Consider the following 25,523-nt stretch of genomic DNA (forward strand, 5'->3'; position numbering starts at 1 on the left):
GTTTTTCTTCAACTGAAGTAACCAGATCAGGCCTTCTTGCCGTGGAATCCACGGATGGCGCCGATGATCTTGTCCTGATCGTCTTCCGACAAATACGGATGCATCGGCAGGCTCAGAATGCGCGATGGCAGGGCTTCCGAAACCGGCAGACCGCCCGGCGCAACCGGATAGTGCTTATACGCCGTCTGCTGGTGCAGCGGCTTCACATAATAGATCACCGACGGCACGCCCTCAGCCTGAAGGTGAGCCTTCAGCCCGTCGCGGTTCTCGCTTTCGATGGAATATTGCGCCCAGGCGGAACGGTTACCGGCAGGCAAGGCCGGAACCTTCACCACATCCTTCAGCGCTTCGTTGTAACGCTTGGCAATACGGTCGCGCGCTTCCATTTCGTCTTCGAGGATTGCAAGCTTTTCCAGAAGAACAGCGGCCTGGATCGTGTCGAGGCGCGAGTTGAGACCAATGCGAACATTGTCATACTGCGTTTCGCCCTTGCCGTGGAACAGCACGGAGCGCAGCGTGTCAGCAAGCTCGGCATCGTTGGTGAACATTGCACCGCCGTCACCATAGCAGCCAAGCGGCTTGGCCGGATAGAAGCTGGTCGCACCGACATGACCGAAAGCACCGCACATGACGTTGTCGCGCTTACCGCCAATGGACTGCGCGGCGTCTTCGATGATGAACAGGCCTTCGCGCTCTGCAATCGCGGTGATGCGGTTATAGTCGGCAGCAAGGCCGAACAGATCGACCGGAATGATTGCCTTCGGCTGCAGGCGGCCTTCCTTGCGGATAGCGGCAACAGCGGCTTCAAGCTGTTCGACATTCATATTGTAGCTGGTCGCGTCGACATCGACGAAAACCGGCTCTGCGCCGACAAGCGCCACAACTTCAGCCGTCGCGGCGAAAGTGAAGGACGGAACGAATACTGCATCGCCGGGACCGATGCCGCGTGCCATCAGAGGCATCTGCAGGGCGTCGGTGCCGTTGGCGCAGGCGATCACATGTTCGACGCCCAGATATTCGCCGAGCTTCTTCTCGAACTCTGCCACTTCAGGCCCGAGAATATAGCGGCCTTCCGCAACAACCTTGGAAATGGCGGCATTGAGACGGTCTTCGATACGCGCGCGCTGCGCTCCAAGATCAATAAACTGCATGTTGGCTCCATAGAGTTGGCCTCGCACGAACCACGTGCGAATCCTTGGCACCTATTTATTCGCTTGCGCCCCGCCCTGCCATGGCCGGGGCGTTCAAAGTTTTGCGAATGCTGTAACACCACTTGACGAAACGGAAGCTCCGTCTGCGGACAATCTTACTTGTGATGCTTCACGGAGCCTTCGGTCAGAATCCGCAGAACATCGATCGCTTCCTTGCCATCAGTCCGCGGCGTCTCGCGCGTTTCGATGCAATGCATGAAATGCTGCAACTCGCGGGTGAGCGGCAAGCCTTCCTCGACCGGTATATAGATCGGGTCTACGAACTTGAAAGCCCACTGATCATTTTCCCGCCAGACTTCGTGCTTGTAGAGGGCAAGCTTGCGGTCCCACGGTTCGCCGTCATCGAAAACGGCCATGCCCTTGGTTCCGGTCACGCTGAGGCGACGCTCGCGATATGCGTTGAGCCGTGAGGCAAAAAGATGTCCGCGAATGCCACTTGGAAACTCCATGTGCACATGCGCAAAATCGTTCAGATGATCGATGATGGCCGTGCCTTCGCCACGAATGGCGCTTGGCTCTTCGCCGGTGATGGCGAGAATCATCGACAGGTCGTGCGGCGCGAGATCCCACAGCGCATCGAACTGCGCATGGAACTTGCCGAGACCGACGCGATGCGAATGAACATAACGGATCTCGCCGAGTTCACCGCTCTTGACCATGTCGAGAAGCTTCTCGAAAGCCGGATGGAAACGCAGGACGTGCCCGACCATGAAGATGCGACCGTTTTCGCGCGCAGCTTTCACTTCCGCTTCCGCTGATGCGACATCGAGCGCAATGGGCTTTTCGACGAGAACGTCCTTGCCGTTCTTCACAGCTTCGGTCGCATATTGCGCGTGGAACTGTGCAGGCAGGGCCAGAACGATAGCGTCAATGTCTGGACGGGTGAACAATTCATCGACCGGAACATTGGGAACGCCGAATTCGGAAGCGAATCGTTCGGCATTTGCCGGATTGGCGTCGGAGACTGCCTGAAGGGCGCCGAGGCTCTTCAGGGTACGAATGTGGTTGCCGCCCCAATAGCCGCAACCCAAAACCGCAATACGAGGTGCCATGAAACTATGCCTTTGCTTATGCACAGTTCCTTATCGGTGCAAATGATGGAAAACAAGACGAAACCTGTGCGAAGAGTGCTTGACAGGTTTTCATTCCCCACATATACCGCCGCCATTCCTTGCAGGAACAATGCTTTGTCCCACCGGAAACGGTGACGATAAAAAGTTCTGCAAAGCGACGCGTGGCGGAGTAGCTCAGTAGGTTAGAGCAGAGGAATCATAATCCTTGTGTCGGGGGTTCGAATCCCTCCTCCGCTACCATCGTCCCCTCCCAGCATTCAAAATGAATTGATCGCAGCTTTCACTGGCTGGTTTCGGGTGCCATCCCCTGATCGAAGATGAAGGCCGGGCCGACGACGCGAACCGCTCGGTCCGTTAATGGAGCAAAGGCTGCCGTGGCGACCGCATCAACCGTATCGGCATTGCGCGCGGGACGATTGTCCGGCATTGGCATGACCACATTGCGCATGGCCTTGGCGGATCGATTGCTGGCGCGCAGTTCGCTCACCTTGGCGACATAACCCGCCCAGTCGCATTTCCGGAAATCGCCGCCACCTTGATAATTATAGGCCGTCGGCAGATCGACGTAGGATTTGCCGCTGGTGGTGGAGATCATATCCGCCGTTTCGCCATTCGGGTCGCTCAGAACATAAAGATCGACATTTTGGTTCTGGCAGATGAACCGGCACTGGGCCAGCGTTTCCGATGTGCTTTCAGTCTTATCGAACTGCGAATGCGGCGCTGGGAACAGATAGCCGTCAGAAAGGCGCACGCAATAGGTCAGCGCACCCTTGCCGCCCCAGGACGGCACGGACTGGCCATCTGTCTTCGCGGTTACACTCGCCGCCTTGGACCGATCAAGCCTGGTGGTCTGTGCAGCTGACGATGCGTCGGAGCAGGCCCTAGAGGCGAGCCCAGCCGAAATCTGTCGCTGCACTTCTGCGATGCGCACCGACAAGTCACGGCAGGCATTGAATAATCCGCCGCCACTATCCCCCTTGCAGCCGCGCCCCCGCTCCATGGCGCGCAAGGCCGTGAGCTGTCGCTGCGCCATGAGTTCGGAAGCACTGGCAGCCTGCGAGCAGGCCGCCGACGCCAGTTGCGGATAGATAAGAAAGCCAATCAAGAGAAGCAGGGTGAATGTTTTTGTCACAACAACACCTTCAAGCCTTCGGTCTTAAACGAGCGCATAATCTGACTGGAATGGAACGGGGGCCGGTCAGATTATGCTTCAAACAAGAAAGTCCAGAGCGCCTACCGCGTGGACAGGAGATGCAAAGGCACGTCGATTGGGGTGGACGAGTGCGTTGCACTCAATACTTCATCAGGGTCCATGTCCGAGAGCAGTGCTGCGAGCGCCAGACGTAGATAAAGGGGGGCGTCGGGACGTTCGATTGCCTTCAATGCGACCCGCGATATGCCGAGTGCATAAGCCAGTTCCTGTTCGGACGTATTCAGAGATGCACAAATTTTCGCAAGTTTATCATATGCGCGTCTGCCCATTATTCTATTTCCTCTCCCTGAAATGACTAGGACAGCGCCGTCAGCCGTCCTTAGAGCGTCTTGACGCACATCTTGTCCGAAAACCGTTTCACACTTTTCGGGATGTGCTCTAAAATTACCATTTTACATTCAGTCCAATATTGCCTTCCCAGATACGCGCTCGCTCCCCTCCGAGGTTGGTTGTGTAGTCTGCCGTCGCAAAAAGGCTGGCCTTTTCCGTAATGTCGACAGTCACCCCGCCACCCACTTCCAGCGATGTTCCCTTCAGATCGGTCACAATCGGATCGGGGCCGAAGGATACGGTTTGATCCGATGAAAAATTCTGCCAGAGATTGGCCTTCAGATAGGGCCGCAGCTTACCAAGTGAAGTCTCTTGCATGCCCTGCAACCGCATGCCGATACGGCCAGTCCAGGCATTTTCGGTATCAAATGTAACTGTGGAATAACGGTCGGCCCGATCATCAAACGACAGGTGCTGCCAGATCAGCTGCGCCTGCGGCTCCAGTGTCCAGTTGCCGCCAAGCGCCACCGGATACCCGCCTTCCAGCGAGACCGTCACGCCATGACCGCCAACATCGATGCTTTGCAGCGCGTTAGAGCTGGCGCTACCGTCGAACCATGTCCCCATCAACACGGCATCGAGATACCAGCCCTGCGGACCGATATGCGTCCAGTAGCCGCCGAAGCTGGTGCCCGAAATGTCCAGATCGCCGACATCAAGATTGTTCCAGCCAAGCGCTTGTCCGGTAACGTCGCCCGTGGCACGCGCATAACCGAAGAACACGCCGAAACGGTCGAAATGGCCGCCCTTCGATTCATAACCGAACAGATCCTGCCCGGCCTGAACGCCGAGAAGGCTACCATCGACACCGGGCGCAACCGTGCCCTTCCACTTCATATCTACATCCTGCCCGAAAACCCGAACCCAGCTTGATGGCAGATAGCCGCCGCTCTCGAGCAGGTCCTGTTCGCCCCGGCGCTCATGGAAAGTGCCAAGCGTGGTCAGCGCCAGATGATGCGCCACCGGCGGCAGCGCGGAATAGACCGGCACTTCTTCGCGGTAGAGATTGACGACCTCGCCTTCAGCGGGCGTCGCATCCGCAGAAGGCGGGGCAACACCCGGACCTGGAAGCGGCACTGGGGTCGGCACCACAGGTGCGGTCGGCGTTATTCCCTGCACGATGGTCGAGCGCAGATACCAGTTTTCAGCCGTATTGGCAGAGACGCCGCCCTTGAACAGGTAATATTGATAAGCACCCGCCGCGAGAGGCTCGTTCAGTGCAAAGGCGCTCGCAGTCGTGGTCGCCCCATTGAGCGCTTGCACCACCATGATGCCGTCAGCAGCGGTCCTTGCGCCCGCGCCGCCGACATTATTTACCTCGATTGTAGTGTTGCCGGAAGCAGCACCGCTATCGATCACCAGCTTGTCTGAGGGCGAGCCATCGCCTGCCAGCACCGTGTCGATGAGCAACAGTCCGTTCTGTCCGGTGTAGTTGCCTGTGATTGTAAGACTGTCGGAGGTGCTGGCGCCACCGTTGGTCAGATCGATGCGGCCCGCATTGACCACACGGGCCAATTGGCCCGCCGTGAACGGCACGATGCTCGATTGCGCAGAGCCACCCAGAATGGTGCTCGTCGCGTCGATATTGAGCGCGCCAGTGCCCGTGCCGCTATCGCCCAGCGTAAACGGCGCATCGAAGGTCAGGCGCGTATTGTTGGTGAGATTGACCGTTTCCCAACTGTCGAAGCGGCTGACCTGGCCTGCCACAACATTGTCGAATGTCAGGCTGTCGATCCCCACACCGCCCGTGATGCGCGGTGTTGCGCCGATATTGGCATCGGTCAGGTTGGCGAGCACTGCAACGTCGTCGTCCCCGCCGAGATCGACAAAGCCATTCACGACGCCGCCGCCGTTCCAGGTGAACTGATCGTTGCCGACGCTCATGAGAACATTGCCGCCAATCGTGCCGCCGGTGATCGTCACACTGTCCGCGCCACCGCTGACGCTGATATTGCCGCCAATGCTGCCGTTGGAAATGATGATCGTATCGGTATCAAAGCCCGTCACCAGATTGCGGTCGATGATACCGCCCGACATATTGAAGTAGTTCTTGTCGAGCTTCATATCGACGCGACCGATCTGACCGCCGGTCATGACGGCATAGTCGCCATCTTCGAAGGCGTCGACAATCCGCCCGCCCGACATGAAAAACGTGTCGCGCGCATCACCCTGATTGAGCGACCCGATCTGGCCCCCAGTCATCTGGAAATCGTCTATACCCGCGCCCTGCTGGACATTGCCCGTCACCGAGCCGCCAGTAATGACGAAGGCATCCGCGCCACTTCCCTGATCGACATTGCCGATGATCGATCCGGAATGCACCTCGATGCGGTCCGTCCCGGCACCAAAGGTCACATTGCCGTTGACCGTGCCGGTGCCGCCTTCCGGCAGCAGGAGCGTGTTGTTGCCCGTTGTGTCGGTCAGCCCGCCCGCGGACGTGCCGCTATCGCAGATGAAAACATCGTCGCCAGCTGTCGGTGAAAACGAACATGCAGCCTGGGCGCTGCCAGTATGCAGAAGCACAACGCCAACCGTGAAAAGCGCTGTCGTGGAGAGTAATTGGGCGGCCGTCAACCCGCGAACACCAGAATGCATCTAAACCCCTCAGTTCATTGCATTGGAAGCTCTCAGGCCATTAAGAAACTAATTTATTTTGAGGGGCAATACTTAAATTTAAAGCAGATTAATCCAGATGTTTATAACAGATAAGCAAATATTAGATTATGCTATTTAAAAAACTGAAAGTTATTGATTTTTTTCAATAAATAACGGTGCTATCTGAAATTTACCATAAGCGATCAATACAGATTGTTGCGCATAAAATTCCTTCAACGGGTAATATCAGCCCTCTGGCTCTGCTCAACCGTGGTGATAGAGCCAGATTCGAATGCAATTCAAACCGTTAGCAATGCGAGATCTAGAAAATCATTTCGCCGGTTGAATTACTAAAAGAGCAGTTCATCATAGAGAGCTTGATTGCTGAATTGAGGAGGAGACCCATGGAACAGTCTGCGGGTGGCTGCCTGTGCGGCAATGTGCGGTTTGTGACCAAAGGGCGTCCCTATCGGGTTGGCCTCTGCCACTGTCTCGACTGTCGCAAGCATCACGGGGCGCTGTTTCACGCCTCGGCGATATTTCCCGAAGATTCCGTCACGGTTAGTGGCGAGACGCGCGACTATGCCGGGCGGCATTTCTGCCCGCGCTGCGGCTCCACGGTCTTTGGCCGTTCCGGTGACGAGATCGAAGTTAATCTGGGCTCTCTGGACGCTCCCGATCAATTCGTGCCGACCTATGAGCTTTGGACGATCCGCCGCGAGAGCTGGTTGCCGCCATTTCCGCTCAAATACCACTATGAACGTGACCGGGAGAATACGGGCCGCTCCGAGGAATAGAGCACGGATGCGGCAAAGCTGCGCTGGATAAGCAGGAGGCAAGCGCCTATATCCGGGCTGGAACAACCCTGAAAGCCTTGCTATGACCCTGCTCATCAACCAGCCGCACCCATCGATAGACCCTGCTTCTATTCAGGAACTGGTGGCCACATTCTATGGACGGGCACGGGAGGATGAGCTGCTCGGGCCTATTTTTGCGGAGGCCGTGCATGACTGGGATCATCATATTGCGCAGATTGCGCAATTCTGGTCGTCGGTCATTCTCAAGACCGGCGGTTATGACGGACGGCCCATGCCGCCGCATCTGAAGCTCAATTTGAAGAATGAGCATTTCGACCGCTGGCTTGCTCTATTCGAGCAAACCGCGCGCGATATTTATCCTGCGGAAGCGGCGATCATCTTCATCGACCGTGCAAGGCGCATCGCCGACAGCTTCGAAATGGCGATCGCAACGCAAGCGGGGCGTATCGCCGCCCCGCGTCACGCTCGCCGTCCGCTATAGTGTCTGAATCAAAAAAGCGACAGGCCATGGCGAAAATGGTGATTTCGAGAACCGGAGCTTGAGCCGTACTTAAAGGTACGTGAGCACCGGAAGCGCAGAAATTGCCATTTGCAGACCGGCATGGCGGTTTTTGGGTCCGACACTCAAGCGGCAGGCTTCGACTTGTCCGCTTCCAGTTGCTTTTCGTGACGCAGCAGCATGCCGAAGAGATCGCGCGGCTCATCCGGATCGGCCAGCAGGTCGAGCTGTTCGTAAAGGCCCGTATCCTTCAGCTTGTCGCGCACATAACGCAGCGCCGAGAAATCTTCCGTTGCAAAGCCGACGGAATCAAACAGCGTGATCTGGCGTGAGTCCTTACGGCCTTCCGCCTTGCCGGCAATGACTTCCCACAGCTCGTTAACCGGATAGTCTTCCGGCAACTGCTGGATTTCACCTTCAATCCGGGTCTGCGGCGGATATTCAACGAAAATGTCGGAACGGCGCAGAATATCGCCGTGCAATTCAGTCTTGCCCGGGCAATCGCCGCCGACCGCATTGATATGGACGCCAGCGCCAACCGTATTGTCGGTCAGGATGGTGGCATTGGCCTTGTCAGCCGTCACAGTCGTGATGATGTCTGCACCCTCGACCACTTCCTCAACCGACTTGCAGGCGACGATGTCGAAGCCTGCACGGGCCAAGTTGCGCATGCATTTTGCGGTCGCTTCCGGGTCAAGATCGTAAAGGCGAAGCTTGTTCACGCCGAGCAGCGCCTTGAACGCCATGGCCTGAAATTCGCTCTGCGCGCCATTGCCGATGATCGCCATCGTACGGGCATTCTTCGGCGCTAGATATTTGGCGGCAACGGCAGAAGTGGCAGCCGTGCGCAGCGCCGTCAGAATGGTCATTTCGGTCAGGAGCATCGGATAGCCGCTGCCGACATCGGCCAGAACGCCAAAAGCCGTGACAGTCTGAAGACCCTCACGCGTGTTCTTCGGATGGCCGTTGACATATTTGAAGCCATAGAGCGTACCGTCGCTCGTCGGCATCAGCTCGATCACGCCTTCGCGGGAGTGGGACGCAACACGCGGGGTCTTGTCGAAATTTTCCCAGCGACGGAAATCCTCTTCCACATAATCTGCGAGTTCCTTCAGGAAGGTCTCGACGCCGATGGAAAGCACCAGCTTCATCATGTTGTCGACACTGACGAAGGGGACGATGTTGAGGTTCGGCTGGGTCATTCAAATTCTCCTTAAACACGCTCCGAAAGACTGAAACGACCTTCGGAACGCATTGCATATTGATACAATGATCGGAGCGTCATTCTGTTGCCTTGGGCCGCAGCAACGGCCCGTGCCGACAGATGATGCGCCTTAATAGCTGATCGTCGGGCGATCCATGACGCTGCGGCCCAGAAGGCTCGCCATCAGGTCGACCATGACGGTGGCAGTGCGGCCACGTTCATCCAGGAATGGGTTCAGCTCGACCAAATCGAGACTCGTGACCAGGGCGCTGTCATGCAGCATTTCCATGATGAGATGCGCCTCGCGGAACGTCGCGCCGCCCGGAACCGTGGTGCCGACAGCTGGTGCAACCGATGGATCGAGGAAATCGACGTCGAGGCTGACATGCAGAAGGCCGTCTTCCGCCTTCACGCGGTCGAGGAAGCGACGCAGCAGGGCGGCCACGCCGTGCTCGTCAATCATGCGCATGTCGAAAACCGATACCTTGGTCTTCTGGATGGCCAGACGTTCCGCCGGATCGACGCTTCGGATACCGAGCATGCAGACATTGTGCGGATCGATAGCGGCTTCAAGCTTCGGGAAATAGCCTTCGAAGCCCTTCTGCCCGGTGTAATAGGCAACTGGCGTGCCATGCAGATTGCCGCTGCTTGTGGTTTCCAGTGTGTGGAAATCCGTATGCGCATCGAGCCAGAGCACGAACTGCTTGCGGCCCTTTGCGACGGCGCGGCGCGCAATGCCCGGAACCGTTCCAGCAGCCAGAAGATGGTCGCCGCCGAGGAAAATCGGAAAGCCCTCTTCGCTCTCGCGGAAAGCCGCGTCGCTGATTGCCTCGATCCAGGCGACCGCGCTTGGCAGCGCCTTGATCGCCGGGTTTGGATGTTCCTGCGGGGCCTTTGCAGCCAGAGCGGGACTGGGAACCAGATTGCCGAGATCCGTAAAGCCGTGACCAAGCTCGCGGATGGCATCCGCAATACCGGCAGCACGGTAGGAATCGGGACCCATATTGCAGCCTGCGCGGCCAGTGCCTTCCTGAACGGGTAGTCCCAAAATCTTGCAATGCATTAAACAGGGTTCCTTCTGAATTATTGCCCCAAGATTCATCATTTTTATTTGGCGATGTGAACCAACCGGATTGGCAATTTTATCGGTTTGGTTTATCAGAATGTCGGATTGGCTTTTCAAATTGGAGAAACTATGGACGATCTGGATGAAAAGCTGATTACGCTTTTGCGTCATAATGGCCGCCGCAGCATTTCCGACATTGCGATTGACCTTGGCGTTTCCCGCGCGACGATACGTGCGCGCATGGAGCGGCTGGAACGTTCAGGCGATATTCTGGGCTATACGGTCATTCTGCGCTCGGACGCTGTCGACCTGCCGGTGCGCGGCATCATGATGATCGAAATCGAGGGCCATGTCGCCGACCGCGTGGTCAAGGCGCTGGGCGGTTTCTCGGAAATCTCCGCCGTCCACACCACCAATGGTCGTTTCGATCTGGTGGTTGAACTGGGGGCCGCCACCCTCACCGACTTTGATGCCGTGCTGCGCCGTATCCGCCTTGTGCCCGGCATCAAGGCCAGCGAAACGAACCTGCTGCTTGCCACCCCGCGATCCACCCGGGCGCGGCTCTAACGATACAAGTATCGCAAAGAAAAAGCCCGGTCTCGCGACCGGGCTTTTCTGTTTTCAATATCAGGCGAGCGCCGGATAATCCGTATAGCCCTTCGCGCCGCCGCCATACATGTTCTGCTGGTCCAGCTCGTTGAGCGGCGCATTTTCCTTCAGACGACGCACGAGGTCCGGATTGGAAATGAACGGCTTGCCGAAAGCCACCAGATCAGCGCGACCGCTGGCGATTTCTTCCTCGGCCAGTTCGCGGTCATAGCCATTATTGACCATCCAGGCGGCATCGCCGCCAGCGTCGCGATAGACCTGTTTCAGGTGAGCATAGTCGAAAGGCTGCGGGCCCTGCTGGAAGTCACGCGGACCGCCGGTCGCGCCTTCGATAATATGGACATAGGCAAGGCCGTAAGCGGCAAGCTTGTCGATGACATAATCGAACAATGGCTGTGGATCGGAATCCGATGCGTCATTGGCGGGCGTGACTGGCGAAAGGCGGATACCGACCTTGCCTGCATCCACCGTCTTGGTGATCGCATCGACCACTTCGAACAAGAAGCGGGCGCGGTTTTCAATCGAGCCGCCATATTCGTCCGTACGCTGATTGCTGCCCGAACGCAGGAACTGGTCGATCAGATAGCCATTGGCCGCATGAATTTCGACGCCGTCGAAACCGGCAACGTCAATCGCATCCTTGGCAGCCTTGGCATAGGTGGCGACGATGTCTGCAATCTCGCTCTTTTCCAGCGCGCGCGGCTCGGAGGTCGGCGCGAATTCGCCCGTGCCATCGGGATGAACCAGATAGGTCTTCGACTTGGCGATAATCGCCGAAGGTGCGACCGGCTTGCCGCCATTCGGCTGCAAGGTGTTGTGGGAAATACGGCCAACATGCCACATCTGCACGACGATCTTGCCACCGGCCGTGTGCACGGCATCGGTTACGCGTTTCCAGCCAGCGAGCTGCTCGGCCGAATAAAGGCCCGGAACATCGGCATAGCCCTGTCCCTGATGGCTGATCGGCGTTGCCTCGGTGATGATGAGGCCAGCGCTGGCGCGCTGCTCGTAATAGGTGACGTTGAGATCGTTCGGCACGGCGCGTGGCGAGCGATTGCGCGTCAGCGGCGCCATCACAACGCGATTGGCAAGCTTCAGATCACCAACGGTGACAGGATCAAACAAGGTGGCCATAGTGCATTTCCTTCAAGTTGGAAAAGTTGGGCAAGTTGGAAAAGTTGGTCAAAGATCGGATAGCATCGCGATGAAGGCGGCAATCGCCTCTTCGTCGCGTTTGTAGAACGTCCATTGGCCGACACGATGGGGCTTTATCAGCCCCGCTTTTGTCAGCACGGACAAATGGGCTGAAACGGTGGATTGAGAGAGACCACACCGTTCGAACTGGCCCGCACACACGCCCATCTCCAAAGACATGTGCTGAGCGGAGAAGTGTTTCTCCGGCTCTTTGAGCCAGCTCAAAATTTCGAGACGCACCGGATTGCCAAGTGCCTTGAATATCTCATCCAAGGGTACCGGCGAAGGTATCGCCGAGATTGCGGCTTGAACGTCCGACATTGCAATCACCTCGCTGATCTAATGCATATCGTCATTTCACGATATAGATATCGCTGAAAGCCGATTTAAAAAGAGGCGCCCTGTTCACATCGGCGTGAACGGCCAAACTGCCGCCTTTCCTGTGGAACATCGATACCGCCTTGATTGCGCCGAACGGACATCCGACTATGTTCGCTGCAAATATTTGAGATTGGAATGAAGATGGCGGACGACAGCAAGCGCATTGCCGGAATTATCGCGGCGGAAATCAACGCAAAACCGGAACAGGCACTCGCCGCTATCGGTCTGCTAGACGAAGGCTCGACCGTGCCCTTCGTCGCGCGCTACCGCAAGGAAGTCACCGGCGGGCTCGATGATACGCAGTTGCGTCAGTTGTCCGAACGCCTCGCCTATCTGCGTGAACTTGAAGCGCGCCGCACATCCATTCTGGAATCGATCCGTAGTCAGGAAAAGCTGACGCCCGAACTGGAATTGAAGATCGCCAATGTCCAGACCAAGGCCGAACTGGAAGATCTTTATCTGCCCTACAAGCCGAAGCGCCGCACCCGTGCGGAAATCGCCCGTGAACGCGGCCTTGGACCTTTGGCGGAAGCGATTCTTGCCGACCGTCGCCTTGTGCCTGCCGAGATAGCCGCATCCTATGTCACCGGCGAGGTCGCCGATGTGAAAGCAGCACTTGATGGTGCGCGCGACATCATCGCCGAAGGCTTTGCGGAAAATGCCGAGCTGATCGGCAATCTGCGTAACTATCTGAAAGACCGCGCGGTGCTGCGCTCGCGTGTCGTTGATGGCAAGCAGGAGGCAGGCGCGAAGTTCTCGGATTATTTCGATCATTTCGAACGCTGGGCCAATGTCGCCGGTCACCGTGCGCTCGCCATGCTGCGTGGACGCAACGAGGATTTTCTGTCGCTCGACATCGAAATCGATGCCGACGACGCCTCACCTGTGAAACCTGTCGAGCGCAAGATCGCTGCCGCCTATGCGATTGGCGGCACGCTGCCGGGTGACCGGTGGCTGATGGAAGTGGCAGGCTGGGCATGGCGCGTGAAGTTGTCGCTCTCGCTTTCGCTCGACCTGATGCGCGACCTGCGCGAGCGCGCCGAAGAAGAGGCGATCAATGTTTTCGCCCGCAATCTGAAAGACCTGTTGCTGGCCGCACCTGCCGGTTCGCGCGCCACGATGGGCCTCGATCCGGGCATCCGCACCGGCGTCAAGGTGGCAGTGGTCGACGGCACGGGCAAGCTGCTCGACACCACCACGGTCTACCCCTTCCCGCCGAAAAACGATGTGCGCGGCACACAGGCTGAACTGGCCAGCCTCGTTCGCAAGCACAGAATAGAACTCATCGCGATTGGCAATGGCACCGGCAGCCGCGAGACGGAGCGTCTCGTCGTGGACATGCTGTCGGACATGCCAGCGCCAAAACCGCTGAAGGTCATCGTTTCAGAAGCGGGTGCATCGGTCTATTCGGCATCGGAAGCCGCCGCATCCGAATTCCCGCAGCTGGACGTTTCGCTGCGCGGTGCGGTTTCCATTGCACGCCGCCTGCAGGATCCGCTGGCCGAACTCGTTAAGATCGAGCCGAAATCCATTGGCGTCGGCCAGTACCAGCATGACGTCGATCAGATACGCCTTGCCCGCGCACTCGACGCCGTTGTCGAAGACGCGGTGAATGCGGTTGGTGTCGATCTCAACACGGCATCCGCCTCGTTGCTTGCCCGCGTGTCGGGGCTTGGCACATCCATCGCCGAGGCCATTGTGGCCCATCGCGATGCCACAGGCGCTTTCAAGAACCGCAAGGAACTTTTGAAAGTCGCCCGCCTCGGCAACCGCACTTTCGAGCAATGCGCGGGCTTCCTGCGTATTCCGAACGGCAGCGAGCCGCTCGACGCTTCATCGGTTCACCCGGAAGCCTATGGCGTGGCGAAGAAGATCGTTGCCGCCTGCGGTCGCGATGTGCGCTCACTGATGGGCGACAGCGTGGCGCTGAAAAGCCTCGATCCCCGGGTTTTCGTGGATGAACGTTTCGGTCTGCCGACAGTACGCGACATCATTGCCGAACTGGACAAGCCGGGCCGCGATCCGCGTCCGGAATTCAAGACCGCGACCTTTGCCGACGGTATCGATGACATCAAGGACCTGAAGCCCGGCATGATGCTGGAAGGCACCGTGACCAATGTGGCTGCCTTCGGCGCTTTCGTGGATATCGGCGTGCATCAGGATGGTCTTGTCCACGTCTCGCAGCTTGCAGACCGTTTCATCAAGGACCCGCATGAAGTGGTGAAAGCGGGCGATGTGGTAAAGGTGCGTGTGGTGGAAGTGGATGTGCCGCGCAAGCGTATCGGTCTTTCTATGCGCAAAGATGGTGGCGAAGCCCCTGCTCCGCGCAACAATGCGCAACGCGATCCAAGGCCTGCCAAAAACTTCACGCCGCAGCGCAAGCAGGAACAGCCTTCAACGGGCGGGTTCGGCGCGGCGCTGCTGGAAGCGATGAAGAAGAAATAAGAACCAGACGGCCTTCACCACCCACGTGAAGGCCGTTCAGTTTTGCACCTGCGGCACCGGGCGTTTTGCCTGCCCGGCCAACCGGCGGCCAACGGCTATCATCGGCTTTTCGACAAAACGATAGGTCAGGCTGGAAACGGCAAAGGCAGCCACCACGCAGAGCACCATCGTTATCAGGTCGCTCCACAAGCCGGTCGGCGGCAGGAACAGAAAGATCGTCCAGAACACCGGCACGTGAAAGAGATAGATTGAATAGCTGATCTCGCCCGTCGCTGCCAAAATTTCGGATTTCGGGCGCATGGTCCAGAGTGACAGCAGAAAAACCGCATAGGCCGCGATATAGGCGGCAATGACCGGAAACTTGCCGACGATGAAGAATGTGTCGTTCCGGGCCAGCGAGAAATCACCAATCGAACCGATAATGCTCATCTGCACGATGGCCAGCACCAGCGCGGTCCAGACCGCATGCGGCGCCTTTTCGATAACGGCGAGACGCAAGAGCAGGCCGCAAAACAGAAACGACAAATGCAGCCCGATATAGATCACCGGCAAATTGATGCCGAACGAGCGCAACATAAACGGCACGCCGGTGGAAGCCGCCAGCAACAGCCCGGCAGCGAAGATCATCAGCGGCTGACGCAAGATGCCCGCCATGAAAGCCAGCGCGATCAGGATATAGAAGGCAAGCTCGATGAAGAGCGTCCAGTACACACCCGACAGCCAGGGCTGGCCGAACATATTTGCCGCCATGGTCACATTGGCAGCCAGCGTTTTCAGCTCCGGACTGTCACCGGTGAACGTCAGATAGGCCCACATGCAAGCCAGTGAGAGCCAGAAAGCCGGATAAAGGCGGAAGAAGCGCCCTATGGCAAAACGCCGGATCGGATGCTCGCCCTTATTGCCGCTCCTGATACTGAACGGTACCACGAAACCGCTGATCAGAAAGAACAGAACCACGCCAAAACGGCCAAAGTCGAAGCTTGTGACGAAGGACATCAATATGCCGAATAAAGGCGTGTCCTTATAGGTCGCGTGATGCAGTATATCGGCGAAGAAGTGATGAAACACAACTGATGTTGCGGCTATCGCACGCAAGCCATCAATATTGGAAAAACGGGCTGCCGCCATCTCCCCTCCAGCAAAAATATTTGCCTGAGCTTATATGGCAACCTCGCTTCTCACAAGAAGACTTACATGTTTTGGTTAGTGTCAGATTTTATTGCCGATTGGAAAACCGGTTGAAGCTTTTCTCACCGGCATATCTTCGGTCGGGATGATCCAGCCGCCGCAGATCGCGATGCGTACCTCGTCGCCCTCTTCCAGCCGAACCGGATCGCGCACTTCGAAATGAAGGGAGATTTCCGGCTTGTTGATGACTTCGGCCTCAATGCGCGAACCGCCGCCGCGATAAACAGAACGCTTCACGCGGACCGGAATTCCGCCGGTTTCGGTGAGTTTCAGATCGGCAGCCCGCACGCAAAGCTGCGCATTCGCGCGCGGCATTTCAATGCCCGAACACCGCACCTGCGCGCGGCTGCCCAGCACCAGCGCTTCGCAATGGCCCGCTTGTGCAAAAGACACCACTTCGGCAGGCAGAACCATGCCATGGGCGATGAAGGAGGCCACCATCTCACTTGCGGGCTCTTCATAAAGTTTGCGCGGCGTGTCGAACTGCTGAAGCTTGCCGTGATCCAGCACCGCGATGCGGTCGGCAAGCGCCATGGCTTCCGCCTGATCATGGGTGATGTAGATGATCGTCGTGCCGGTGCGCTTGTGGAACGCGGCGAACTCGTCTTCCATCGAGGCGCGCAGATGTACGTCGAGATTGGCCAGCGGCTCATCGAACAGCACCAGCGACGGCGCCGCCACCAGACAGCGGGCGAGCGCCACGCGCTGGCGCTGCCCGCCGGAAAGATTGGCTGGGCGACGATCACCGAAACCGTCGAGATCGACCAGCGCCAGCGCTTCTTGCACCCGGCGTTCCCGCTCGGCCCTGGCGACCTTGGCCACGCGCAGACTGTAGCCTACATTCTCCGCCACGGTCATATGCGGCCAGAGCGCATAATTCTGGAAGACGATGCCAACCTGACGCTTTTCGGGCGGCACGTTGCCGCTTGCATGGGAAACGCGCTTGTCGCCGATGTTGATTTCACCGCCATCGACTTCCTCGAAACCCGCAATCATACGCAACAACGTGGTCTTACCGCAGCCGGAAGGCCCGAGAATGGCAACAAACTCGCCATCATTCACGTCCAGCGTCACGCCGGACAAGGCCTGAAACCCGTTGAACGTCTTTGATACCTGGTCGATCTTCAGTCGCGCCATGGCAGGACTCCGTTTGGAAGACGCCGCGCAAACAGATTTGTTGCAAGCATCAGCATGAATGTCACTGCAACGGCCACAATGGACAAGGCAGCCGCATAGGCGGAATCACCCGCCTGTTCGAAAGAAAACATCACCACACCCAGCGTTTCCGATCCCGAGGCCCAGAGAAGCGCCGAAACCGTCAGCTCGCAAAACGCGGTCATGAAGATGAGCACGCCGCCAGCAAGCGTCGCCGGTGCGACAAGAGGAAATATAATCGTGCGCAGCCGATAGAAAAGCCCTGCGCCCGCAATGCGTGCCGCTTCCTCCATCGCCCGGTCAATCTGGTGCAGACCGGCAACCGTTGGCCGCAGCGCCAGCACGAAGAAGCGCGCGAGATAGGCGAACAGGATGATCCAGAGCGTGTTGTACAGGCTGACGCCGATCACAGGCAGCGGTTTCAGGAACAGCAGCAGACAGGCAATCGCCAGCACGACGCCAGGAAGAGCATAGGGCAGCTCGGCTGCAAAATTGAGCACCGGGGTCCAGCGCCGCTTGCGCCAGGCCAGCATATAGGCGAGCGGCACGGCGATCAGAACCGCAAAGAGTGCTGCGATCAGCGACAACAGGATGCTGTTGCCGAAGGCCCGCGCCGCGCCGCCATGCTCCATGAGCACGAAGCGGAAATTTTCGAATGTCGCGGTGGCGAAGGTCAGAGGCACACCATAGGCCGGAACCAGCGCCGAAAGCGTCAACCCGATCAATGGCAGTGCGAGCACGACGACAATCATCAGCCATGCCACAACTTCGGCCAGCAGACGCCAGGGGCCGAGCGCGAAAGGTGCTGCGGGAAGCGATGTGGAAACGATGCGGAAATCGCGCCTGCGCGACGCATAATCCTGCGCTGCGATGCCCGCCATGGCGATCAGCCCGATCAGCACCGACAGAACCGCGACGCTCGACAGGACCGATGGACCGCCACCGGCAAGACGCTGATAGATCAGGGTCGGCAGGACGAGATAATTCGACGGAATGCCCAGAAAGGCTGGAATGCCGAAATTGCCAACGCAGGACACAAAGGCCAGAGCGGCAGCGCCGATGATCGATGGCGTCATCAGCGGCAATATGATGGTGCGCAGCACGGTCCATTTGCTCGCACCTGCGCTCAAACCGGCTTCGACCAGTTCACGCGGCAGTTTGCGCAAGCCCGCCCGCACGATGAGAAAAACCAGCGGCCCATATTGTACGCCGAGCAGAAAGATAATGCCCCAGACGGAATAGAGCGGATTGCGGCTTCCAAGTGGCGGAGCCATGCCAAGGAGTTTCAGAAACTGGCTCGACGGCCCGAACAGCTGGAGCCAGGCCAGCGCCGTTACCTGCGGTGCGATCAACAGCGGCGTTACATAGAAAAGCACGAAGACATTGCGGCCGCGCATATTGGTGAGGCCGACCAGCAAGGCCGCAGCAATGCCGAAGGCAAGTGCCAGCAACGTGCCGCCAACGCCGATTTGCAGGGAATGCCATGTCGCAACCCATGTCGACTGGCTGCCTAGCGTCTCAACCAGAACCGATGTCGAAAACTGCCCCTGCGGCGCAACGAGTTCCACCAGCAGTCGGCCCATCGGCAGAAGCGACAGAACCGCCACGATCAGTGTTACGCCAACAATCAGGGCCGCATCGCGGCCCTGAAGGTCTTTCATGATACGCATCGAAATGCCTTATCCGCCAAACAGCTCGGAGAACTGCTTCTTGTCGGCGTCAGTCTGATCGAGAACCTTCTGGGTGTCGATAGACATGATGTTGATCTTGGTGCCTTCCGGCAGCCAGGCCGGACGGCCAACGCCTTCCTTGGCAGGCAGATAACCCTGATCCAGCGCGAGCTTCTGACCGTCGTCGGAGAGGATGAAGTCAACGAACTTCTTGGCACCATCGACATTCTTGGCGGTGGCCATGATGGCGACCGGCTCGGTTACGGCAGGCACGCCTTCCGACGGGAACACGAACTCGACCGGCGAGCCCTTGGCCTTGGCGTTGAGCGCCATGAAGTCAACGAGGATGCCGTAAGGCTTTTCACCGCTGGCAACAGACTTCAGCACAGCGCCGTTGCCCTTCACGCTTGCCAGTTCATTGGCCTTGAGATTCTTGAAGTAATCCCAGCCCAGATCCTTGTTGAGCGCAAAGCCGCTCAGCAGATAGGCCGCAGCACCCGAATAAAGCGGGCTCGGCATGACCACCTGGCCCTTATAATCGGCCTTGGCGAGATCGGCCCAATGTTCCGGCTTCTGCGACGCGCCGGTATTGTAGGCAATGCCGGTAGTGATCAGCTTGGAGCCGAAATAGGTCTTGTCGGCGTCATAGGCGTCGGCTGCAAAACCGTCGACCTTGGCTTCCGGATAGGCGAGCAGGCGCTTGTCCTTCTTCAGGCCTTCCATGGTCACCGCATCGGCAATCAGCAGCACGTCTGGCTGCGGCGCACCGGCGGAAAATTCAGCGGCAAGCTTGGTGAGGAGTTCGCTGGTGCCGGAGCGGAAAATCTGCACTTCCGTTTCCGGATTGGCTTTGCGGAAAGCCTCGACGGTCTTGGTCGCATCCGCTTCGGGCTGCGAGGTATAAAGCGTCAGCGTGTCGGCCTGTGCCACAGCGATGGATAGAGCAAGAAGCGCAGGTACGGCGACGGCCCGCTTCAGCATCTTGTTCATGGGGTTTGCTCCTCGAATTTCGGTGTAATGCTCGCCAGCATGGCCGGCAATGCCAGCGCAGCCCTGCCGCGTGCGAACTGATAGCGCGCAGATACTGTTATGGCGATAGGCACGATCATTTCCATTCATGGTGCACCTGTCAAACATCCTGCGGTTTGGAACATGAAGCGGATCCTGTTTTAGCAAATCGTCGGAACCGCTCCAGTTATTTGTCTTTACGCATTGTCCGACGCAAAACCGCTTCGCACTTTTGCTGGAAATGCTTGGAAAGCAAAAAGCCTTCCGGCGGAATCACGTCCATCGGAAGGCTTATAAGGCATTGAATGTTCATGGCCATCAGCGATCCGCATCCCTCCAAACTGGAGACGATGCGCATCGCAATAGAGGATTTGCGCTGCGGTTTTATGACAAGCCGCCGGGGCGCAAAAAATCAGATTACCATTTCCGCCACATGGGCGATCTGCGCGCCTGCTTCGTAGTAAGCTTCGCGAACACCACGGAAATTCTGCGCCTTGGGATCGCTGACCGGCAGTGGCAGATCGTCTTCCTTGATTTCGCCCGAAACGAGCTGCGACAGGATTTTGCCGAACACGGTGCCCGGGACAATGCCGCGACCATTATAGCCGGAGAAGCCGACCACATTGCGGGCCAGACGATGGAACTTCGGCAGGCTGTCATTGGTCATGCCGATCTTGCCATACCATTCCGCTTCAAACTCGACATTGCCGATCTGCGGGAACAGGCGCTTGAGCGACTTCTTCGCCCAGGCCTTGTGTACGGAAGCGCCCGTATTGCGCAAGGCACCAACGCTGCCGAACACCAGACGACCCTGTTGATCGAAACGGAAGGACGACAGAACTTCCTTCGTGTCCCACGCGCCCTGACGTTCCGGCAGAATGCTCTTTTTCAGATTGTCGGAGAGCGGCGTGGTTGCAAAATTGAAATAGGGCAGATGCACCAGTTCGGCGCGGACTTCAGCCCATGGCACATTGGTGTAGGCATTGGTAGCGACGACCACCCAGTCAGCCGTGACCGAACCCTTGGCGGTCTTGACGGTCCACTTGCCGTTCTGCTCGCTGGCGCCAACTACCGGGCTGCCCGTGAAAATCTGTGCGCCTGCACCAACTGCCGCATGGGCCAGACCGCGCACATAGGCCAGCGGCTGGATTGTACCGGCGCGCAGATCGAGCAGCGAACCCGCATAGGCCTTGGTGCCGACCTTGGCTTCCGTCTCCCTGGCGTCCAGCAGCTTCACATTGGCGCCACGACGCGCCCATTGCTCACAGCGGTCTTCCAGTTCCTTCAGGCCCTTCGCGCCAACGGCGCAATGCAGCGTGCCCTGCTTTTCGACTTCACAGGCAATCTTGTTTTTCTCAATGATTTCGAAAACCAGCTTCGGACCATTGCCCAGAACATCGAGCAGACGCGCACCGTATTTTTCGCCGAGAACACCCGGCAGATCATCGGGCATCACCCACATGCCGGCATTGACCAGACCCACATTGCGCCCCGAACCGCCAAAGCCGATCTCGATGCCTTCAAGGACGATCGCCTTCACGCCCTTTTCCGCCAGATGCAAAGCCGTGGAAAGACCGGAGAAACCGCCGCCCACAATCACCACGTCCGCTGTCAGGTCACCTTGCAGCGACGTGGTCTTCGGAGCAGCCGGAGCGGTCTTTTCCCAAAGACCATGAGAGCGCGGATCGTTCAACATTTTGAGCAACAACCATTTCGTATAGTGGAAGGCACATCGCGTGCCGGATTAGTTCTATTTCACGCCGCGAAAGCCGGATGGACAGCGCTAATTGCGCAACAATTCATTCCGGTTTGGAATGAACCAGTGCCGAATAGTCCGTGTTACCCACCTGCCCGGCAATCCACTGGCAGAACACCTGGGTCAGCGGATTCTCCAGTTTTCCTTCCGGCACGACAAGGTAATAGTCATTCTCGGTACGCATGGGCTTTTCGAAAAGCAGCACCAGATCGCCATCGCGCAGTTCCTGCTCGATCAGATAAAGCGGCAGAAGCGCAAAGCCGAGACCGGCCAGCGCCGCCCCGATCACCATCGAGAACTGATCGAAACGGTGCCCCCGATAGGCGGACTGCCCCTCGACGCCGCAGCTCTCAAACCATTGCGCCCACATTTTCGGACGTGTCGCGAGATGCAGAAGCGGCTCGCTTTCCAGATCTTCCGGCGCGGAAGGATGGCGCGCTTCCAGCAGGCGTGGGCTTGCGACGGGCACGATCACCTCGCTGCACAGAAAAGTGCAGGTTGCGTGCGCCCAGACCGGTTGCCCATAGTGGATGGCAAGATCGTGCGGCTGTTCCTCGAAATCAAAAACGCCCGAACGCGACGCCACATTGATGGCAATGCCCGGATGTTTCTCGACAAAATCGGGAATACGCGGCATCAGCCAGCGCGTGCCGAATGTCGGCAAGGTCGCGACGCTGAACGACGATGTGGACTGCGCCGAAGCCATGGCGCGCAACATCGTATCTTCGGTCTGGTTGAGAAGACGCCGGACTTCCGGCAGAAACTTGCGCCCCGCATCGGACAGGAGAATGCGCTGGCGGATACGCTCGAACAAAAGCACGCCGAGCTGGCTTTCCAGATCCTTGATCTGACGGCTGACGGCGCTCTGGGTGAGATTGAGTTCATTGGCCGCCTGGGTGAAGCTGCCATGCCGTGCAGCACATTCAAAGGCTTGCAAAGTGGCGATGTCCGGAATCAGTCTCCTGCTTAGCTTCATTCCAATCTCGCATTAACATAGTTGCTTTCGGCGCAATCATAACCGGAAAGCGGCTGATATGATACATTTTCATCATAATCCCGTCATGTTTTCGCAATGCTGAATATGACCCCTACAAAGACGATCCAAGTTCCACGGAAGCATACGCCATGAACGCGCAGAAATTCGTATCGCCAGACGCCATTCGCTCCGCCTTTTCGGCTGCGATGTCCGGCATGTACAGGGAAGAAGTGCCTGCCTATGGCACGCTGATGGAACTCGTCGCAGATGTGAACGCCAAGGTTCTGGCGGACGACAGCCATCTGCACGAACGCCTGACGGAAACCGACTCACTGGAGCGTATTTCCGAAGAGCGTCATGGCGCTATCCGCCTCGGCACCGCTGCTGAACTTTCCATGATGCGCCGCGTCTTCGCGGTGATGGGCATGTTCCCGGTCGGCTATTACGACCTGAGCGCCGCCGGCGTTCCTGTGCATTCCACCGCTTTCCGTCCGATTGACGATGCCGCGCTGAAGCACAACCCGTTCCGCGTCTTCACCTCGCTTCTTCGTCTCGACCTCATCGCCGACGAGAAGCTGCGTGCAGAATCGGAAGAAGTTCTGGCCAAGCGCAACATCTTCACCGCAGGCGCCGTTGCTCTGGTTGCTAAAGCCGAAGCCGAAGGCGGCCTCAATGATGCCGACGCGACGGCTTTCGTGGCTGAAGTGCTGGAAACCTTCCGCTGGCATGATCACGCCAATGTCTCGGCCGAGCTTTACCATCGCCTGCATGATGCACACCGCCTGATTGCCGACGTTGTTTCGTTCAAGGGCCCGCACATCAACCATCTGACGCCGCGCACGCTCGACATTGATGCCGTGCAGGAGCAGATGCCGGAACGCGGCATCAATCCGAAGGCTGTTGTCGAAGGCCCGCCAACCCGCAAGTGCCCGATCCTCCTGCGCCAGACCTCGTTCAAGGCGCTGGAAGAAGAAGTATCCTTCATCGGCAGCGACGGTCAGTGGACCCCCGGTTCGCACACCGCCCGTTTCGGTGAAATTGAACAACGCGGCATTGCCCTGACGCCAAAGGGGCGCGGCCTTTACGACAAGCTTCTCAACGACACCCGCGCTATTGCCCGTCCGGCCCCGGATGGCTCCAATGCAAGCACCTATGTGAAGGCGCTAAGCGACACATTCGCGGCTTTCCCGGATACATGGGCTGGCATTCGTGAAGCGGGCCTCGGCTACTTCGCCTATTCGGTCAAGGATGCCGCAAAGCTTGCAAGCCTCAAGCCGAACACCGATATCGAGCTTCTTGTAGCCGCTGGTGCGGTTCAGTTCGACCCGCTGACCTATGAAGACTTCCTGCCGGTCAGCGCTGCCGGTATATTCCAGTCTAATCTGGGCGATGACGACACGCAGGAATTCGTGGAAAGCCCGAACCAGAAGCGCTTTGAAGAAGACCTTGGCGCCAAGGTTCTCAACGAATTCGAGCATTACGCCCGTATCGAACGTGAATCCATCGAAGCCCTACAGGCCCGCCTCGGCGGCCTTGAAGCGGCAGAGTAAAGTTAAGACATAGAGAGGAAAGCTATGAACACCGCTGTCAGAAAAGTCGACGTGAAGAAGGAAGCCGCAGAGCTTCTCGCCAAGCTCGGTGTTGACGCTGCCGTTTACACCGCAGGCAACTTTGCTGGTTTCAGCCCGGTCTCGGGCGAGCAGATCGCATCGGTCAAGACCCACAGCAAGGACGACGCTGCCAAGATCATCGACAAGGGCGATGAAGCCTTTCGCGCCTGGCGCAACGTTCCGGCACCGAAGCGCGGCGAACTGATCCGTCTTCTGGGCGAAGAACTGCGCGCTTCCAAGGAAGATCTCGGCCGCCTCGTTTCGATCGAAGCTGGCAAGATCACTTCGGAAGGCCTCGGCGAAGTCCAGGAAATGATCGACATCTGCGATTTCGCTGTCGGTCTGTCGCGCCAGCTCTACGGCTTGACGATTGCCACCGAACGCGCTGGCCATCGCATGATGGAAACCTGGCATCCGCTCGGCGTTGTCGGCGTCATCTCCGCCTTCAACTTCCCCGTGGCCGTCTGGTCGTGGAACGCCGCCCTCGCCATCGTTTGCGGCAACTCGGTTGTCTGGAAGCCGTCTGAAAAGACCCTCCTCACGGCTCTCGCCTGCGATGCGATCTTCCAGCGTGCCCTGAAGCGCTTCGGCGATGCGCCGGAAGGCCTCTCGCAGGTACTGCTCGGCGACCGCGAAATCGGCGAAGTCCTCGTGGACAGCCCGAAGGTTCCGGTTCTCTCGGCCACCGGCTCGACCCGCATGGGCCGCGAAGTTGGTCCGCGTCTTGCCAAGCGTTTCGCTCGCGCGATCCTCGAACTCGGCGGCAACAATGCCGGTATCGTCTGCCCGTCGGCCGATCTCGACATGGCTCTGCGCGCAATTGCTTTCGGCGCCATGGGCACCGCTGGCCAGCGCTGCACGACGCTGCGTCGCCTGTTCGTTCATGAAAGCGTTTATGACGCTCTCGTCCCGCGCCTGCAGAAGGCCTATGCCAGCGTTTCCGTCGGCTCGCCGCTTGAAACCACTGCTCTGGTCGGTCCGTTGATCGACAAGGTTGCCTTCGACAACATGCAGAAGGCCCTCAAGGAAGCTTCCGCCCATGGCGGCAAGGTTCAGGGTGGCGAGCGCGTCGATAGCGGCCATGAAAACGCTTACTACGTGCGTCCGGCCATCGTCGAAATGCCAAAGCAGGAAGGTCCGGTTCTCGAAGAAACCTTCGCACCGATCCTTTATGTGATGAAGTATTCCGACTTCGACGACGTTCTGGCGAGCCATAACGAAGTCGGCGCAGGCCTGTCGTCCTCGATCTTCACGCTGAACCTGCAGGAAGCAGAACGCTTCCTCTCGGCTGAAGGTTCGGATTGCGGCATCGCCAACGTCAATATCGGCACTTCGGGCGCCGAAATCGGCGGTGCATTCGGCGGCGAAAAGGAAACCGGCGGCGGCCGTGAATCTGGTTCGGATGCGTGGAAGGGCTATATGCGCCGCGCAACCAACACCATCAACTATTCGAAGGCTCTGCCGCTTGCACAGGGGGTTTCCTTCGACATCGACTGATCTTGAATAACGGTCAAAAGAAAAC

General features: G+C 58.1%; 22 protein-coding genes and 1 tRNA gene. 7 read left to right on the forward strand and 16 right to left on the reverse strand.

Annotated elements, in window-relative coordinates; all coding sequences use genetic code 11:
- Positions 1-26 precede the first annotated feature (26 nt).
- Together QBD01_RS19895 and QBD01_RS19900 are read right to left on the reverse strand one after the other, a co-directional pair.
- Positions 27-1,151, reverse strand: a complete 1,125-nt coding sequence (locus QBD01_RS19895; RefSeq protein ID WP_280994206.1) for a DegT/DnrJ/EryC1/StrS aminotransferase family protein — start codon at positions 1,149-1,151, stop codon at positions 27-29.
- A gap of 155 nt (positions 1,152-1,306) precedes the next feature.
- Entirely contained in the window at positions 1,307-2,263 is a 957-nt protein-coding gene (locus QBD01_RS19900; protein ID WP_280994207.1) for a Gfo/Idh/MocA family oxidoreductase, read from the reverse strand.
- Between the two features lie 184 nt (positions 2,264-2,447).
- Here QBD01_RS19900 and QBD01_RS19905 point away from each other — a divergent pair.
- A tRNA-Met gene (locus QBD01_RS19905) sits at positions 2,448-2,524 on the forward strand.
- 40 nt (positions 2,525-2,564) lie between these two features.
- Here the strand turns inward: QBD01_RS19905 and QBD01_RS19910 are convergent.
- From QBD01_RS19910 to QBD01_RS19920, 3 genes are all read right to left on the reverse strand, one after another.
- Entirely contained in the window at positions 2,565-3,416 is an 852-nt protein-coding gene (locus tag QBD01_RS19910) for a DUF2865 domain-containing protein (protein WP_280994208.1), read from the reverse strand.
- A 101-nt stretch (positions 3,417-3,517) separates the two neighbouring features.
- Positions 3,518-3,766, reverse strand: a complete 249-nt coding sequence (locus tag QBD01_RS19915) for a hypothetical protein (RefSeq protein ID WP_182520918.1) — start codon at positions 3,764-3,766, stop codon at positions 3,518-3,520.
- Positions 3,767-3,881: 115 nt separating this feature from the next.
- On the reverse strand, positions 3,882-6,422 hold the full coding sequence (locus QBD01_RS19920) for an autotransporter outer membrane beta-barrel domain-containing protein (RefSeq protein WP_280994209.1): 2,541 nt from the start codon (positions 6,420-6,422) through the stop codon (positions 3,882-3,884).
- 404 nt (positions 6,423-6,826) lie between these two features.
- Between QBD01_RS19920 and QBD01_RS19925 the strand changes: the two genes are divergently transcribed.
- Together QBD01_RS19925 and QBD01_RS19930 are read left to right on the forward strand one after the other, a co-directional pair.
- Positions 6,827-7,219: a GFA family protein gene (locus tag QBD01_RS19925; RefSeq protein WP_280994210.1), complete on the forward strand. Its 393-nt coding sequence runs from the start codon at positions 6,827-6,829 to the stop codon at positions 7,217-7,219.
- 82 nt (positions 7,220-7,301) lie between these two features.
- Positions 7,302-7,721: a group III truncated hemoglobin gene (locus QBD01_RS19930; RefSeq protein ID WP_280994211.1), complete on the forward strand. Its 420-nt coding sequence runs from the start codon at positions 7,302-7,304 to the stop codon at positions 7,719-7,721.
- Positions 7,722-7,864: 143 nt separating this feature from the next.
- On the opposite strand, the gene QBD01_RS19935 is transcribed toward QBD01_RS19930, so the two are convergent.
- Positions 7,865-8,941 (reverse strand): ornithine cyclodeaminase, encoded by a 1,077-nt coding sequence (locus QBD01_RS19935; RefSeq protein ID WP_280994212.1) that lies wholly within the window; start codon positions 8,939-8,941, stop codon positions 7,865-7,867.
- Between the two features lie 132 nt (positions 8,942-9,073).
- A complete protein-coding gene (gene rocF, locus QBD01_RS19940; RefSeq protein ID WP_280994213.1) occupies positions 9,074-10,006 on the reverse strand; it encodes an arginase in 933 nt (310 codons plus the stop codon).
- Positions 10,007-10,138: 132 nt separating this feature from the next.
- Here rocF and QBD01_RS19945 point away from each other — a divergent pair, with 132 nt between their 5' ends.
- Positions 10,139-10,576 carry an Lrp/AsnC family transcriptional regulator gene (locus QBD01_RS19945; protein WP_078338814.1) on the forward strand — a complete coding sequence of 146 codons (438 nt, stop codon included), beginning with the start codon at positions 10,139-10,141 and terminating at the stop codon, positions 10,574-10,576.
- Positions 10,577-10,636: 60 nt separating this feature from the next.
- On the opposite strand, the gene QBD01_RS19950 is transcribed toward QBD01_RS19945, so the two are convergent.
- Positions 10,637-11,752, reverse strand: a complete 1,116-nt coding sequence (locus tag QBD01_RS19950; RefSeq protein WP_280994214.1) for an alkene reductase — start codon at positions 11,750-11,752, stop codon at positions 10,637-10,639.
- Between the two features lie 48 nt (positions 11,753-11,800).
- Positions 11,801-12,133, reverse strand: coding sequence for a metalloregulator ArsR/SmtB family transcription factor (locus tag QBD01_RS19955; protein ID WP_280994215.1), 333 nt, complete (start codon positions 12,131-12,133; stop codon positions 11,801-11,803).
- 201 nt (positions 12,134-12,334) lie between these two features.
- Here QBD01_RS19955 and QBD01_RS19960 point away from each other — a divergent pair, with 201 nt between their 5' ends.
- Complete coding sequence (locus tag QBD01_RS19960) at positions 12,335-14,638, forward strand: Tex family protein (protein WP_280994216.1); 2,304 nt, start codon at positions 12,335-12,337, stop codon at positions 14,636-14,638.
- A gap of 36 nt (positions 14,639-14,674) precedes the next feature.
- Here QBD01_RS19960 and QBD01_RS19965 read toward each other — a convergent pair whose 3' ends face one another.
- The 7 genes from QBD01_RS19965 to QBD01_RS19995 form a co-directional block, all read right to left on the reverse strand.
- On the reverse strand, positions 14,675-15,766 hold the full coding sequence (locus QBD01_RS19965) for an acyltransferase (RefSeq protein ID WP_280994217.1): 1,092 nt from the start codon (positions 15,764-15,766) through the stop codon (positions 14,675-14,677).
- A gap of 81 nt (positions 15,767-15,847) precedes the next feature.
- Complete coding sequence (locus tag QBD01_RS19970) at positions 15,848-16,963, reverse strand: ABC transporter ATP-binding protein (protein WP_280994218.1); 1,116 nt, start codon at positions 16,961-16,963, stop codon at positions 15,848-15,850.
- Entirely contained in the window at positions 16,951-18,651 is a 1,701-nt protein-coding gene (locus QBD01_RS19975) for an iron ABC transporter permease (RefSeq protein ID WP_280994219.1), read from the reverse strand. Before QBD01_RS19975 ends, QBD01_RS19970 begins: the two co-directional genes overlap by 13 nt.
- Positions 18,652-18,660: 9 nt before the next feature.
- Complete coding sequence (locus QBD01_RS19980; RefSeq protein ID WP_280994220.1) at positions 18,661-19,641, reverse strand: ABC transporter substrate-binding protein; 981 nt, start codon at positions 19,639-19,641, stop codon at positions 18,661-18,663.
- The gene (locus QBD01_RS19985; protein WP_268898820.1) at positions 19,638-19,766 is read right to left on the reverse strand and encodes a hypothetical protein; all 129 of its coding nucleotides are present in this window, start codon (positions 19,764-19,766) and stop codon (positions 19,638-19,640) included. Before QBD01_RS19985 ends, QBD01_RS19980 begins: the two co-directional genes overlap by 4 nt.
- A 305-nt stretch (positions 19,767-20,071) precedes the next feature.
- On the reverse strand, positions 20,072-21,355 hold the full coding sequence (locus QBD01_RS19990; RefSeq protein ID WP_280994221.1) for an FAD-binding oxidoreductase: 1,284 nt from the start codon (positions 21,353-21,355) through the stop codon (positions 20,072-20,074).
- A 103-nt stretch (positions 21,356-21,458) separates the two neighbouring features.
- Positions 21,459-22,391, reverse strand: coding sequence for a LysR family transcriptional regulator (locus QBD01_RS19995; protein WP_280994222.1), 933 nt, complete (start codon positions 22,389-22,391; stop codon positions 21,459-21,461).
- A 149-nt stretch (positions 22,392-22,540) separates the two neighbouring features.
- Between QBD01_RS19995 and QBD01_RS20000 the strand changes: the two genes are divergently transcribed.
- A complete protein-coding gene (locus QBD01_RS20000; protein WP_280994223.1) occupies positions 22,541-23,941 on the forward strand; it encodes a VOC family protein in 1,401 nt (466 codons plus the stop codon).
- A 24-nt stretch (positions 23,942-23,965) separates the two neighbouring features.
- A complete protein-coding gene (locus QBD01_RS20005; RefSeq protein ID WP_182520903.1) occupies positions 23,966-25,498 on the forward strand; it encodes an aldehyde dehydrogenase family protein in 1,533 nt (510 codons plus the stop codon).
- Positions 25,499-25,523: the final 25 nt, after the last annotated feature.

It is taken from the genome of Ochrobactrum sp. 19YEA23 (assembly GCF_029909865.1).
GTDB lineage: Bacteria > Pseudomonadota > Alphaproteobacteria > Rhizobiales > Rhizobiaceae > Brucella > Brucella gambitense.

What these genes read in the sequence shown, in the direction of transcription:
- QBD01_RS20000 (WP_280994223.1), top strand. Translation starts at nt 22,541, where the DNA reads ATGAACGCGCAGAAATTCGTATCGCCAGACGCCATTCGCTCCGCCTTT.
- QBD01_RS19995 (WP_280994222.1), bottom strand. Translation starts at nt 22,391, where the DNA reads ATGAAGCTAAGCAGGAGACTGATTCCGGACATCGCCACTTTGCAAGCC.
- QBD01_RS19945 (WP_078338814.1), top strand. Translation starts at nt 10,139, where the DNA reads ATGGACGATCTGGATGAAAAGCTGATTACGCTTTTGCGTCATAATGGC.
- rocF (WP_280994213.1), bottom strand. Translation starts at nt 10,006, where the DNA reads ATGCATTGCAAGATTTTGGGACTACCCGTTCAGGAAGGCACTGGCCGC.
- QBD01_RS19925 (WP_280994210.1), top strand. Translation starts at nt 6,827, where the DNA reads ATGGAACAGTCTGCGGGTGGCTGCCTGTGCGGCAATGTGCGGTTTGTG.
- QBD01_RS19900 (WP_280994207.1), bottom strand. Translation starts at nt 2,263, where the DNA reads ATGGCACCTCGTATTGCGGTTTTGGGTTGCGGCTATTGGGGCGGCAAC.
- QBD01_RS19990 (WP_280994221.1), bottom strand. Translation starts at nt 21,355, where the DNA reads ATGTTGAACGATCCGCGCTCTCATGGTCTTTGGGAAAAGACCGCTCCG.
- QBD01_RS19970 (WP_280994218.1), bottom strand. Translation starts at nt 16,963, where the DNA reads ATGGCGCGACTGAAGATCGACCAGGTATCAAAGACGTTCAACGGGTTT.
- QBD01_RS19915 (WP_182520918.1), bottom strand. Translation starts at nt 3,766, where the DNA reads ATGGGCAGACGCGCATATGATAAACTTGCGAAAATTTGTGCATCTCTG.
- QBD01_RS19920 (WP_280994209.1), bottom strand. Translation starts at nt 6,422, where the DNA reads ATGCATTCTGGTGTTCGCGGGTTGACGGCCGCCCAATTACTCTCCACG.
- QBD01_RS19930 (WP_280994211.1), top strand. Translation starts at nt 7,302, where the DNA reads ATGACCCTGCTCATCAACCAGCCGCACCCATCGATAGACCCTGCTTCT.
- QBD01_RS19955 (WP_280994215.1), bottom strand. Translation starts at nt 12,133, where the DNA reads ATGTCGGACGTTCAAGCCGCAATCTCGGCGATACCTTCGCCGGTACCC.
- QBD01_RS19985 (WP_268898820.1), bottom strand. Translation starts at nt 19,766, where the DNA reads ATGGAAATGATCGTGCCTATCGCCATAACAGTATCTGCGCGCTATCAG.
- QBD01_RS19935 (WP_280994212.1), bottom strand. Translation starts at nt 8,941, where the DNA reads ATGACCCAGCCGAACCTCAACATCGTCCCCTTCGTCAGTGTCGACAAC.
- QBD01_RS19965 (WP_280994217.1), bottom strand. Translation starts at nt 15,766, where the DNA reads ATGGCGGCAGCCCGTTTTTCCAATATTGATGGCTTGCGTGCGATAGCC.
- QBD01_RS19975 (WP_280994219.1), bottom strand. Translation starts at nt 18,651, where the DNA reads ATGCGTATCATGAAAGACCTTCAGGGCCGCGATGCGGCCCTGATTGTT.
- QBD01_RS19895 (WP_280994206.1), bottom strand. Translation starts at nt 1,151, where the DNA reads ATGCAGTTTATTGATCTTGGAGCGCAGCGCGCGCGTATCGAAGACCGT.
- QBD01_RS19980 (WP_280994220.1), bottom strand. Translation starts at nt 19,641, where the DNA reads ATGAACAAGATGCTGAAGCGGGCCGTCGCCGTACCTGCGCTTCTTGCT.
- QBD01_RS19960 (WP_280994216.1), top strand. Translation starts at nt 12,335, where the DNA reads ATGGCGGACGACAGCAAGCGCATTGCCGGAATTATCGCGGCGGAAATC.
- QBD01_RS19950 (WP_280994214.1), bottom strand. Translation starts at nt 11,752, where the DNA reads ATGGCCACCTTGTTTGATCCTGTCACCGTTGGTGATCTGAAGCTTGCC.
- QBD01_RS20005 (WP_182520903.1), top strand. Translation starts at nt 23,966, where the DNA reads ATGAACACCGCTGTCAGAAAAGTCGACGTGAAGAAGGAAGCCGCAGAG.